This is a genomic window from Plantactinospora sp. CA-290183 (genome assembly GCF_050936375.1).
Lineage (GTDB): Bacteria > Actinomycetota > Actinomycetes > Mycobacteriales > Micromonosporaceae > Plantactinospora.
In genome coordinates, this window is the sequence record NZ_JBNJMX010000001.1 from 331,949 (window position 1) to 344,510 (window position 12,562).

Genomic DNA, 12,562 nt, shown 5'->3' on the forward strand with positions numbered 1-12,562 from the left:
CCGCAACCGGCGGCGCAACCTGCGGCTGCGGGAGATGTTCATCCACCGGGGCGGACGGCAGCCCGGCAGCGGGGTCTTCTGGCCGCTGCGCGACGTCTCGTTCACCGTCGGGGCCGGCGACACGGTCGGGATCATCGGCCGCAACGGCACCGGCAAGAGCACCCTGCTGCGGCTGGTCGCCGGGGTGCTCATCCCCGACGAGGGCCGGATCAGCGTGCACGGGCCGGTCGCCCCGCTGCTCGAACTCTCCGCCGGCTTCTCCAACGACCTCACCGGCCGGGAGAACGTCCACCTGGTGGGCTCCCTGCACGGGCTGAGCACGAGTTTCCTCCGGCGACACTTCGATGAGATCATCGCCTTCGCCGGGGAACAGATCGAGAAGGCGATCGACACCCCGGTGCGGCACTATTCATCCGGGATGAAGGTGCGGCTGGGCTTTTCGGTGATCGCCCAGCTCCAGCACCCGGTCCTGCTGATGGACGAGGTGACCGCCGTCGGCGACGCCGATTTCCGCAAGAAGTGCTATGACACCATCGACCGGCTGATCGCCGAAGGTCGGACAGTGATGCTGGTTTCGCACAACGAGAACGACCTGACCCGGTTCTGCCGCCGGGGACTCTACTTCGACGGAGGACGGCTGCGGGTGGACGGCACCATCAACGAGGCCCTGGACGCCTACCACACCGTGGTCAGGCCGTGATGCTGGCGATTCTGCTCACCCCCACCCAGCCCGGCCCGCCCCTCACGCTCCCCGACGGCAAGCCGCTGGCGGCGCGACTGCGGGAGCAGTTGCGCGCCGCCGGGGCCCGGGACGTCGTACTCACCGACGACCCGAACCGGCTCGCCGCGCTCGCCGAGACCGCCCGGGAGCCGGTGCTGCTCTGCTCCGGCGACCTCGTCGCACACACCGCCGTGCTCCGGCACCTCGCCACCAGCCCGCTGCCCGGGACGGCCGCGCTGGTGCTGCCCGAGCGGGACGCCGGCCCGCTCGGCGTGCTGGAGGAACGCGGCCAGGTGGTCGGCACCGACCACTCCGGGGCCGCCGGCACCTCCGGCCTCACCTCGACCGGCGCCTTCGGCGGAGCCGTACGCCTCGCCGTGGCCGACCTGCCGGCGCTGGTCACCGCCGCCCGGGCCGCCGCGACCGCTCCGCCGGCCGGCATCGGGACGGCGACCGCGACCAGCGCGCCGGACCGGCTCTTCACCGCGCTGACCGGCTCCGGGATCACGATCTTCGCCTCCCGGGTACGCCTGCTCGTCGCCCGCCGGGTCACCGATCCGGCCGGGGTGGCCGCCGCCGAGGCCGCCGTGGCCGCCGTCGACTCCGACCGGGCCGAGCTGCGGCTCTCGGTCAAGGAGAAGGACGACTTCTTCACCACGTACTTCGTCAGCACCTGGTCGCCGTGGGTGACCAAGCTGAGCGCCCGGCTCCGGCTCACCCCGACCGGGGTGACCGCGATCTCGGTCCTCGTCACCGCGGTGGCGGCGGCGCTCTTCGCCCTCGGCGGCCGGCCCGCCCTGGTCACCGGCGCGATCCTGCTCTACCTCGGCTTCATGCTGGACTGCGTCGACGGGCAGCTCGCCCGCTACACCCGGCACTTCAGCCCCTGGGGCGGCTGGCTGGACACCATCGCCGACCGGGCCAAGGAATACCTCGTCTACGCCGGCCTGGCCGTCGGGGTGGAGCGGGCCGGCCTCGGCAACGGCTGGGCGCTGGCCATCGCCGCGATCACCCTGCAGACCGTCCGGCACATGACCGACACCTGGTACGGGGCCCTGCACGACGAGGCGGCCAAGCGCCCCCGGCCGGCCGGTCCCGCCGCCGGTGGCCTCGGCGACCGGCTCAGCGCCGCCTCCAACAAGGTGCAGGCGGACACCGGCTCGGTGTCGTACTGGCTGAAGCGCACCGTGGTCTTCCCGATCGGGGAGCGGTGGGCGCTGATCGCGCTGACCGTGGCGCTGTTCAACCCGCTGGTCAGCCTGGTCGCCGTACTGGTCTGGGGCGGGTTCGCCGCGGCGTACACGCTGGCCCTGCGTACCCTGCGGGCCCGGTCCATGCGGGTTCCGGTGCTGACCGGGGTGGACACCCTGCTGCACCGCGACGACGGGCCGGCGGCACGCTGGCTCGCCGGCCTCGGCCGGGCGGCCGGGCTGCCCGGCCCGCTGCCGATGGCCCTGTTCGGCGCCGCCGCCTCGGCGGTGCTGCTCGGGGCGGGCCTGGCCGGCCTCGGCGGCACCACCGCGCGCTGGTCGGTGCCGCTCGCCGTGCTCGTCGTGCTGCTCGCCGCGCTGCCCGCCGGGGTGCCGCACGGCCGCCCGCTGGACTGGCTGGTCCCGGCCGCGCTGCGCGCCGCCGAATACCTGCTGGTGATCGCGGTCGGGCTGGCCGTCGACGCCCCGGGCTGGATGACGTTCGCGCTGCTGTTCGTGCTGGCCCTGCGCCACTACGACCTCACCTCCCGGCTGGAGAAGCGGGAACGCGCGCCACTGCTCCGGCAGCTCGGGCTGGGCTGGGACGGGCGGCTGATCGTGCTCGGCGTCGCCGTCCTTCTCGGTCCGGGTGCGGCGCGGATCGCCATGCCGCTGCTGACCGGTTATCTCGGGGTGATTTTCGCGGTGAACGCGCTGCGTGGCTGGGTACGCAGGGACATCCCGGCGCCCCGGCGCCCCGCCGACGCCCAGCCCGACGGCGGTGCCCCGCTCGCGGCGGCCGGGGCGCGTACCGACCGGGCCGGGGAACGCGGCGAACCGGCCGGGAAGCGCGGGGAAGGGGACGGATAACGCCGCCCGTGGGGTGACCGGCGCCCGGGGCGCTGGCGGCGGGAAAGGGACGGATGACGCTGCCAGCGGGACCGGCGCGCACGGCGCTGATCAGCTTCGTCGTGCCGGTCTACCGGGTCCAGGGCTACCTGCGGGAGTGCCTGGACTCGATCCTCGGCCAGCCGTCGGTCCGGGACGTCGAGGTGATCGCCGTCAACGACTGCTCGCCGGACAGCTGCGGTGAGATCATCGCCGAGTACGCCGCCCGGGACGACCGGCTCCGGGTGGTGACCCTCGATGCGAACGTGGGGCTGGGCGAGGCCCGCAACATCGGCCTCGACCTGGCCACCGGGACGTACGTCTGGTTCCTGGACAGCGACGACTTCCTCGCGCAGGGCTGCCTGGCGGCGGTGGCGGCCCGGTTGCGCGCGGTCGAGCCGGAGGTGCTCGTCGTCGACCACGTACGGCTGCGCTGGAACAACTCGGTCGGGAGCAGCGGGATGGCCCGGGTGGTCCCGGACACCGGCGCGGAGCTGCACAGCGTGCGGGAACGCCCGGAGCTGATCCGGCTGCTGCACACCGCCTGGAACAAGGTGGTGCGCCGGGAGTTCCTGGCCGGCCTCGGCCTGCGCTTCGGACCCGGCTGGTACGAGGACGTCTCGTTCAGCTATCCGGTGCTGCTCGCCGCGCGCCGGATCAGCGTGCTGGACGTCGTCTGCGTCAACTACCGGCAGCGCCGCTCCGGCGCGATCACCGGCACCCGGGACGACCGGCACTTCGAGGTGTTTCCGCACTGGCGTCGGGTCTTCGAGCTGATGGGCCGGTGGGGGCCCGGGTACGACGACCTCCGGCCGCTGATCTTCGAGCGGATGATCTGGCACTACCTGATCGTGCTCGGCAACGGCCGGCGGGTCTCGCCGCACCTGCGCCGGCTCTTCTTCGAGCAGGTGGTCGCCGACTACCGCCGCTGGCTGCCCCCGGGCGGCTACCGGCTGCCGGACGGGGTCAACGGGCTCAAACAGCGGCTGGTGGCCGGCGGCCACTGGTGGCCGTACGCCCTGCTGCGGGCGCTGCACCGCTGCCGGGGCAGCCTCTCCGGCCGCGCCCGGCGGGTCGTGACGGCACCTCGGGCAGCGGCCCGGATCCCCTGGCCGGTCCCGGTGACCCGGGCCGGCCGGCTCGGCCGCACGGCGCTGCTGCGCGGCTACTACCACCTCCAGTTGCGCCGGCCGCTGGACCGGACGCTGGCGCTCTACGCGGCGTACTGGTACCGGGGCTATGCCTGCAATCCGGCGGCGATCCACGCCCGGGCCGCCGAACTGGTCCCGGAGGTCCGGGGGGTCTGGGTGGTCCGCCGGGACCGGGTGGCGGGGCTGCCGGACGGCGTGCCGTACGTGGTGGCCGGCAGCCGGCCGTACTTCCGGGCGCTGGCCCGGGCGCGGTGGCTGGTCAACAACGTCAACTTCCCGGACTACGTGGTGAAGCGGCGCGGCTCGGTGCACGTGCAGACCCACCACGGCACCCCGGTCAAGGTGATGGGGCTGGACCAGCAGCGGTATCCGCACGGTGCGGCCGGGCTCGACTTTCCGCGGCTGCTGCGCCGGATCGACCGCTGGGACTACAGCGTCACCGCCAACACCTTCTCCACCCAGATGTGGGAGCGGGCCTATCCGGCCGGCTACGTCACCCTGGAGACCGGCTATCCGCGCAACGACCGGCTGGTGAACGCCGACTCGGCGGAGGTGGCGGCGGTCCGGGCCCGGCTGGGGCTCGCGCCGGGCGACCGGGTGGTGCTGTACGCGCCGACCCACCGGGAGCACCAGCCCGGCTACGCGCCGCCGTTCGACCCCGGGGCGTTCCTCGGGGCGGTCGGCCCGGCCGGTCGGCTGCTGGTCCGGGGCCACTACCTCGATCCGGACGCCGCCCCCGCTCGGGACGCGGGCGCCACCGCCGGTACCGGGCCGGGGCGGGTGGCGGACGTGACCGGCCATCCGTCGGTCGAGGACCTGTACCTGGCGGCGGACGTGCTGGTCACGGACTACTCGTCGGCGATGTTCGACTACGCCACGCTGGACCGGCCGATCGTGATCTACGCCCCGGACTGGGACGACTACCGGCGGGAGCGCGGGGTCTACCTGGACGTCCTGGCCGAGGCGCCGGGCGCGATGACGACCAGCTTCCCGGCGCTGCTCGACGCGTTCCGTACCGGGGCGGTCGACGGCGCGGACGCGGCGCGGGCCCGGCGGCGGTTCCGGGACCGGTTCTGTGCCCTGGACGACGGGCGGGCGGCCGAGCGGGTGGTCCGGCGGGTGTTCCTCGGCGAAGGAGACTGACCCGCCTCGACGAAAGGCCCGCCGCCCGGCGGGGTCGGCCTGACACCCGGCGGCCCGGCGCCCGGCGGGGTCGGTCCGTCAGCCGGCGGGCGGGAGGTGTTCCTCGGCCCAGCGGGAGAGCTGGTTGAGCGCGGGCACCAGGGCGCGGCCCCGGTCGGTCAGCCGATAGGTGACGGTGACCGGTGGGCCCTCCTCGACGGTACGGGCGATGAGCCCGAATTCCACCAGCTCGGACAGCCGGTCGGAGAGCACCGAGTCGCTGACCCCGCCGATGGCCCGGGAAAGCTCCCGGAACCCGCCCGGCCCGCGCTGGAGGCTGCCGATGAGCAGGGCCGTCCAGCGCTTGCCGAGCACGGTGAAGGCGCGTGCCAGCGAGGCGTCCGCCTGTACGCAGCGCTCGGTCGGATCCGTCGGCATGCCCCAAGGCTAGCCGTGGGAATGGCGCTCGTTATTTCGAAGTTGCTAGCATCAGCAGTGCCACTTCGAATTCCAACAAACTTTGATCACCCCTGAGGAGACCGATGACCGAGCAGACCCAACCCCGCCCCACCGTCGTGGTGGTGGGCGGCGGCTACGCCGGAATCACCGCCGCCAAGAACCTCGACGAGGTCGCCGACGTGACCCTGGTCGACCCCACCGAGGCGTTCGTGCACAACGTGGCGGCCTGGCGGGCGCTGGTCGAGCCCGAGTGGCTGGACCGGATCTTCCTGCCGTACGACCGGCTGCTGAAGCGGGGCCGCTTCGTCCGGGACCGGGCCGTGGCGGTGGACGGCCGGGAGGTCACCCTGGCCTCCGGGGAACGGCTGAGCCCCGACTACCTGGTGCTGGCGACCGGCTCGTCGTACCCGTTCCCGGCGAAGGTGGACGAGCCCGACGTGGCGACGGCACGGGCCCGGTTGCGGCAGGCGCACTCGGCCCTGCTCGACGCCGAGCGGGTGCTGCTGATCGGTGCCGGCCCGTCCGGCCTGGAGCTGGCCGGCGAGATCAAGGCCTTCTTCCCGGAGAAGCACGTGACCGTCGCCGACGTGGCGCCGGACATCCTGACCGGCCCGTTCGACCAGGAACTCCGGGACGAGCTGCGCCGCCAGCTGGACAAGCTCGGCGTGGAGCTGCGGCTCGGCAGCCCGCTGCGGGCGCTGCCGGACGCCCCGCCCGCCACCCGGGCGCGGATCTCGATCGGCACCGAGGCGGGCGACGAGCTGACCGCCGACGTCTGGTACCGCTGCTTCGGGGTGACCCCGGCCACCGACTACCTGCGCGGCGCGCTCGACGGCGCGCGGAACGAGCGGGGCTACCTGCGCGTCGACGAGCGGCTTCGGGCCGGTGGCCAGGACCGGGTCTTCGCGATCGGCGACATGACCGACGCGGACCGCGACACCGCCGGTGCCGCCATGGGCCAGGCCGCGCTGGTCGCCGGCAACATCCGCGCCCTGATCACCGGCGGGGCCGAACTCGCCAGCTACCAGCCGGGACCGGCGGCCATCCTGGTGCCGCTCGGCCCGGAGGGTGGCGCCGGGCAGCTCCCCGGGATGGTGGAGGGGATCGCCGGACCGGAGGCCACCGCCGAGATCAAGGGCCGGAACATGCTTGTCGACAAGTACGAGGTCCTCTTCGACGCGGACCCGGCCGAGCGTCGCTGACGCCGGTCGTACACACGTTCTATCCACAGCCTGTGGATAGAACGTGTGTACGACGGTTGAGCTCCCCGCTGATCCGCCGCATCGCGTCGAGCACGGTCTGCCCGGATACGCCGGAACCCCTCTTCGACCACCACCTCGCCGGCAACCCGGAACTCGTCCGGCTGGCCCAGTGGAAGTGGCTGGAGCGGCCCGACGTCTCGCCGGCCGAGGCCGACTCCTACCGGGCCAAGGCCCGGGGCGCTGCTCACCGCCGGACATGCCCGGGGCGCCGCCGAGGTGACCGCCGTCGACCTGCTCCTGCTCACGCCCTGACCGGCGTCAGTCCGGGGGTGGCGGCTCGGCCCGGCGTACGCGCTGCCGGATCCGCTCCCCGGCCAGCTCGGCGTAGCGGCCGGCGACGAACCGGGTGGCGTGGGCCAGTGACCTGATCCCGCCGACCGCGATCGTGTCCACCCCGGCCAGCGCCGCCCGGCGGGACCGCTTGTCCGGCCGGACCACGAGCCGGGGCCGGGGCGGCACCCAGTGGGTCTCCGGCAGCGGCCGCAGGTCCACCACCCCGAGGTCGTCGCCGCTGACCCAGCGCCGGCCGGCCACCTCGGCGACCACCTGGTCGAGCGGCTCGTCCGGGCGCCGTACCCGGGCCGCGCGGCTCAGCGCCGAGGTGCGCCACAGCGAGACACCGTCCTCCGCCGAGCTGGCGCCGGTCGGCAGCAGCCGGACCAGGCCGACCTGCCACCGGTCCGCGACCGCCACCAGCCGCCGTACGGTGTCCGCGTCCACCCCGAGGTGCGGGGGGACCTCCAGCAGGTACGGCCCCGGGAAGGCGGTGGCCGGCGCCGACCCGGCCAGCACCACCCGGGGTTCCGAGCGGTACGTCGCGGCGAGCAGCCGGCGGTCCAGCAGCGGGTCGGCGAGCACCGAGCGCCGCTCGTCGGTGACCTCCGCCCAGTCCGCCACCAGCACCACGCGCAGGTCGTGCTCGTCGCTGGCGAGCAGCCGGTCGACACAGGTGCGGACCAGCTCGTACCGGCCGTGCGCCGGCACCACCGCGGTGACCAGCGGGACGGCCCAGCCGCGGTGCGCCGACGGTCGCAGGTAGCGGGGTTGGGGCATCAGGTCGGCCAGGAACGGGCGGTTGTAGCGGCGCAGCGCCTCGCCCCGGGTCATCATGTGCGACGGGCCGAGGTGCCAGCTACGGGCTCCGGGCTCCGGCACGAAGACGGCCCCCGCCTGGGCGAGCCGGTAGCCGAACTCGGTGTCCTCGCCGAGCCGCAGCTCGGTGTTGATCCCGCCGGTCTCCTCGTACAGGTCGCGGGTGAGGGCGGCGGTGGCACCGACGTGCGCCCGGAAGTTGAGGTGGTCGCCCGCCCGGAGCTGGTCGGTCTCCTCGATCAGGCGCTCCACGTAGTCGTGTGGCTCGGTCTCGGCGAGCGGGAAGAGTTCGTCGACGGTGCCGGCGGCACAGCGTTGCGCGACCTGCTCGGCGGTGGGCCAGGCGTCGGCCACGAAACGCTTGTAGCCGAGCGTCACCACCTCGTCGCTGACGTGCTGCCAGCGCACCTGCGCCGCGACGTGCTCCGGAAAAACGATCATGTCCGCGTCGAGCCAGTGCAGGATCTCGCCCTCGCTGCGGCGGGCCCCGACGTGCAGGGCGTTCGAGCGGCCCCAGCCGGTGGACGTGTCGCAGACCCGGACGATCCGGCAGTGCTCCGGGCGGATCGGCGGCAGCGCGACCGGCGGGCCGCTGCCGTCGTCGACGACCACCACCTCGAACAGGGCGGCCGGATAGGTCTGGTGGCGCAGCGCGGCCAGCGTGAGGTCCAGCGACGGCTGGCAGTTGTGCGCCGGGATGACCATCGAGACGGACCGGGTCGGCCGCCAGTCGCCCAGCTCGGGCGGGCGCAGTGGGCTCCAGTCGTTGCGGAACAACCGGATGGGGGCGCCGGCCGGGACGGCCGCGCGACTACCGCTGGACACGCGCCACAGTGTAACGACGTGATCGCGCAGGGCTGATGGATCCGAGGTAGACGCGGCCGGGTTTGTGGAAATTCTCCGCCGGGTCGGCTCGGGATCTTCCGAACCCTCCGCTACCGTGAGTGTCTTGGCGATGGCGGGGCGTGCGCCCACGATGGACGGGAAGGGCTCCGTCCGTCACCGGTCGACGAGGGGATCGGCTTGCCGAGCAGGGACAACCCGGAGAAGTACCTCCGCTGGCGGGTGACCGTCGGCGACCCGGCCGGGTGGCGGCGCCAGCGGTGGCCGCTCGCCATGCTCGGCGCCCGGCAGACCGAGGTGCCGGAGCCGGCCGGCCGGCGTACCGGCCGCCCGGTGGGGCCCTGGGAGCGGCTGTTCGCGTCCCGGATGGTCGTCGCCGCCCAGTCGGTGCGATGGCTGCGGCACCTGCTCGACCATCCGGTCTCGCTGGCCAAGGTCCGCCGGGTCACCCTCGTGGTCGACGACTGGCACATCCCGCAGCGCGGCTGGTCCGGCCGGCTCGGGCCGCTGCCGCACCTGCTCAATCAGCGGATCCGGATGCCCCGGCACGACCGGGGGCGGGCGGTGGTCGAGATCGAACTGCGGTGGTCCGTCCCGCTGCGTGCGGTGGTCGCCGCCGTGCTGCCGCTGCTCGCCCCGGGCCGTTCGATGCCGGTGCCGGCCAGCCCCGACCTGACCGCCCGGGACGTACTGCCCGGCTGGCTCGGAGCGGGCCCGACCGTCGCCGTGGTGGCCGGCGAGCTGCCGGGCAGCGACGACATCCGGGCGCACGACCTGGTGCTGGAGCCGGCCGACAGCGTCACCGACGGCGCCGGTGCCGTCGCGCCCGCGTACCGGGCACGGCTGGCCGTCGACCCGCTCGTCGCCGGGCTCAACGCCGGCCCCGGGCTGGTGCTGGTCGACCTCGAACACGCCGTGGCCACCGGCCGGTACGGCCCGTTCGGGCCGGACGCACCCCGGGCCGAGCTGACCGTCGACCCGGAGGACCGGAGCTGGCGGATCACCGGACCGGGCGGGTCCACCCCGGACGGCGGCCCGGGCGGCCTGGCCCGGGGGCGGCTCGACCGGCCCTGGCTGCCCGAGGAGGTACGGGCGGCGCTGGCCGGGATCGGTCTCGTGGAATGCCGGCTGCCCGGTCGGCATCCGGCCGGCGAGGCGGCTCTGCTGGTGCACCTGGCGCTGGCCGGAGTCCCGGTGCACGCACCCGACCTGCCGCCGGCCTGCCGGGCGCACCTGGCCGAGGAGTTCGCCGGCCCGGTCGGCGACCCGCTGCCCGACCGGTACGCCTCCGACCTGGACTGGGAGGTGCGGGCGGTACGCCAGCGGCGGACCGCGATGCGCTGTCACGGCCGGGCGACGGCGCTGCCCGCGATGGCGGCGCCCGCCTTTCCGGGCGTCGCCGAGCTGCCCTCGGTGACCGCGCTGCTGGTCACCCGCCGGTTGGGGTACGTGCTGGACGCCGTCGCCGCGATCGAGGCGCAGACCTATCCGGAGCTGGAGATCGTGCTCTGCCTGCACGGCGTCGAGCTGTCGGCCGGGCTGCGGTCCCGGCTGGCCCGGTGCGGCCGTCCACTGGAGATCCTCACGGTGCCGGCCGGGCAGAGCTTCGGGGCGGCGATGGGGCGGGCGACGGCCCGGGCCCGGGGCAGCCTGGTGACCAAGTTCGACGACGACGACACGTACGGGCCGGAGCACGTCTGGGACCTGGTGCTGGCCCGGCACCACTCCGGCGCCACGGTGGTCGGCAAGGCGGCCGAGTTCGTGTACCTGGAGACTCTGGACACCACGGTGCGCCGGGACGCCGGGGAGCCGGAGACGTTCACCAGGCTGATCGCCGGGGGCACCATGCTGATCAGCCGGGGCGACCTGGAGGAGGTCGGCGGTTGGCGCCCGGTGCCCCGGTCCGTCGACCGGGGGCTTCTCGACCGGGTCCGCCGGGCCGGCGGGCTGGTCTACCGGACCCACCCGCTGGGCTACGTCTATCAGCGGCGCACCGCCGGGCACACCTGGGACCCGGGGCTGGAGTACTTCCTGCGGGGCGGTGGCACGCAGTGGTCGGGGTTGCCCCGGCACGGCGAGTTCGGCACGCTCGGTCCGCGCGGCGCCCCCGCCCGGTAAGCCCGGCTTGGGGCGATTGACACGTTCCAATTGGTTCCAATGGGCTCGGTAACCGTCATGTCACAACATGAACATGGCACGTTTACCCGATGGGCGTAAGCGATGATCCTCGTCACAGTCATTCCGGGCTGGCCATAACGCTGCGGGGAGGTGACGGTGACAGCCGTCGCGCTCAAGGACGTCACGAAGGTGTTCCCGGACGGAACGGTGGCGGTCGACAACGTCAATCTCGACGTCAATGACGGAGAGTTCATGGTGTTGCTCGGCCCCTCCGGCTGTGGCAAGTCCACGGTCCTCCGGATGGTCGCCGGGTTGGAGGATCCGAGCAGTGGCGCCATCCTGCTCGACGGCGAACTCGCCAACGAGCTGCCGCCCCGGGAGCGCCGGATCGCGATGGTCTTCCAGGACTTCGCGCTCTACCCGCACATGACGGTGGGGGACAACATCGCCTTCCCGCTGCGGCTCGCCGGGGTGGAGCAGGGGCCGAGGAGTGAGCGGGTGGCCGACGTGGCCGCCGCGCTGGGCATCGGCGACGTGCTGGCGCGCAAGCCCGGACAGCTCTCCGGCGGGCAGCGCCAGCGGGTCGCGATGGGCCGGGCGATCGTCCGCCGGCCCGGACTGTTCCTGATGGACGAGCCGCTCTCCAACCTCGACAGCGGGCTCCGGGCCGAGCTGCGCGCGGAGATCTCCGGGCTGGTCCGCGAACTCGGGGTCAGCACCATCTACGTCACCCATGACCAGGCCGAGGCGCTGACCATGGCGGACCGGGTGGCGATCATGCGCAAGGGCGTGCTGCAGGACGTCGGCACCCCGACCCAGGTGTACGGCCGGCCGGCGACCCTCTACGTCGCCGCGTTCCTCGGCAGCCCCCGGATGAACCTGCTGGAGGCGACGGTCTACGTCCACCTCGACCGGTACGTCACGCTCAACCTCGGCGAACAGTCGCTCTACCTGCCGTGGGACGACATCCGGGCCCGCGCGGTGGCGCACTACCACGGTGAGCGGATCGTGGTGGGGATGCGGGCGGAGGCGCTGACCCCGGTCGCGCCGGACGCCCCCGGCGACGTGCTCCAGGGCCGGATCAGATATCTCGAACACCACGGGCACGAGTCGCTGGCCTTCCTCGACATCGGCGCCACCGCGATCGTGGTGGACGACCTCGGGGGCCCGGTGACCGAGGCGCGGACCGCCGGCACCGGTCAGCGGATCCGCCGGCTCGGCCAGGTGATGCAGCGGCTGGCGGGTCGCCCCGCGCCGCGGGCCACCCCGGAGAACCCGCCCGGCTCGACCCGGGACAGCGTGCTGAACGACCCGGGCCGCCACCACCGGCGGCCGGCCGAACTCGCGGTACGGCTCGCGCCGTACCCGGCCGTCTCGGCGGGCCACCCGATGGCCATCTCGGTACGGATGGACGCGCTGCACTTCTTCGACGAGCGCGGCGACCGCATCGACGTGGGATGGCGCTGACGCTGCTCGCGCCCGGCCGCCGGCGCTGACGGCGCGCGCGCCCGCTGCCGGTGTTAAGCGGGGGCCCTTCCTCTACCGAAAGCGATAACAGGGGGCCCTTCCTTACCGGCAAGCCCTGATTTTGGCCCTGAGTTCCGGCGTCCGCCCTGGACTGCGGCTCTGATAGGAAGACACGCTACATGTAGGTGTCCGAGATATCGGAGTGGTGCGGAACGGTGGGGGGCGGACGATGGCCGGCGGAGGATCGCG

8 protein-coding genes are annotated in these 12,562 nt (G+C 73.9%); 6 read left to right on the forward strand and 2 right to left on the reverse strand.

Annotated elements, in window-relative coordinates; all coding sequences use genetic code 11:
- Window positions 1-34: 34 nt before the first annotated feature.
- From ACQEUR_RS01580 to ACQEUR_RS01590, 3 genes are read left to right on the forward strand one after another with little or no spacing between them, the layout of a single operon-like run.
- Complete coding sequence (locus tag ACQEUR_RS01580) at window positions 35-700, forward strand: ABC transporter ATP-binding protein (RefSeq protein ID WP_433025861.1); 666 nt, start codon at window positions 35-37, stop codon at window positions 698-700.
- Window positions 700-2,781: a DUF5941 domain-containing protein gene (locus ACQEUR_RS01585; RefSeq protein WP_433025864.1), complete on the forward strand. Its 2,082-nt coding sequence runs from the start codon at window positions 700-702 to the stop codon at window positions 2,779-2,781. The genes ACQEUR_RS01580 and ACQEUR_RS01585 overlap by 1 nt, the downstream gene beginning before the upstream one ends.
- Window positions 2,782-2,834: 53 nt before the next feature.
- Window positions 2,835-5,093: a bifunctional glycosyltransferase/CDP-glycerol:glycerophosphate glycerophosphotransferase gene (locus tag ACQEUR_RS01590; protein ID WP_433024261.1), complete on the forward strand. Its 2,259-nt coding sequence runs from the start codon at window positions 2,835-2,837 to the stop codon at window positions 5,091-5,093.
- Between the two features lie 78 nt (window positions 5,094-5,171).
- Here the strand turns inward: ACQEUR_RS01590 and ACQEUR_RS01595 are convergent, their stop codons facing one another.
- Entirely contained in the window at window positions 5,172-5,510 is a 339-nt protein-coding gene (locus ACQEUR_RS01595; protein WP_433024263.1) for a winged helix-turn-helix transcriptional regulator, read from the reverse strand.
- A gap of 104 nt (window positions 5,511-5,614) precedes the next feature.
- On the opposite strand from ACQEUR_RS01595, the gene ACQEUR_RS01600 reads away from it, so the two are divergent.
- Window positions 5,615-6,733 (forward strand): NAD(P)/FAD-dependent oxidoreductase, encoded by a 1,119-nt coding sequence (locus ACQEUR_RS01600; protein WP_433024265.1) that lies wholly within the window; start codon window positions 5,615-5,617, stop codon window positions 6,731-6,733.
- A gap of 318 nt (window positions 6,734-7,051) precedes the next feature.
- Here the strand turns inward: ACQEUR_RS01600 and ACQEUR_RS01605 are convergent, their stop codons facing one another.
- Window positions 7,052-8,710 carry a glycosyltransferase gene (locus ACQEUR_RS01605; RefSeq protein ID WP_433024267.1) on the reverse strand — a complete coding sequence of 553 codons (1,659 nt, stop codon included), beginning with the start codon at window positions 8,708-8,710 and terminating at the stop codon, window positions 7,052-7,054.
- Window positions 8,711-8,908: 198 nt separating this feature from the next.
- Here ACQEUR_RS01605 and ACQEUR_RS01610 point away from each other — a divergent pair, with 198 nt between their 5' ends.
- Both ACQEUR_RS01610 and ACQEUR_RS01615 read left to right on the forward strand, forming a co-directional pair.
- Entirely contained in the window at window positions 8,909-10,846 is a 1,938-nt protein-coding gene (locus ACQEUR_RS01610) for a glycosyltransferase (RefSeq protein ID WP_433024269.1), read from the forward strand.
- 156 nt (window positions 10,847-11,002) lie between these two features.
- Complete coding sequence (locus ACQEUR_RS01615; protein ID WP_433025867.1) at window positions 11,003-12,313, forward strand: ABC transporter ATP-binding protein; 1,311 nt, start codon at window positions 11,003-11,005, stop codon at window positions 12,311-12,313.
- Window positions 12,314-12,562: the final 249 nt, after the last annotated feature.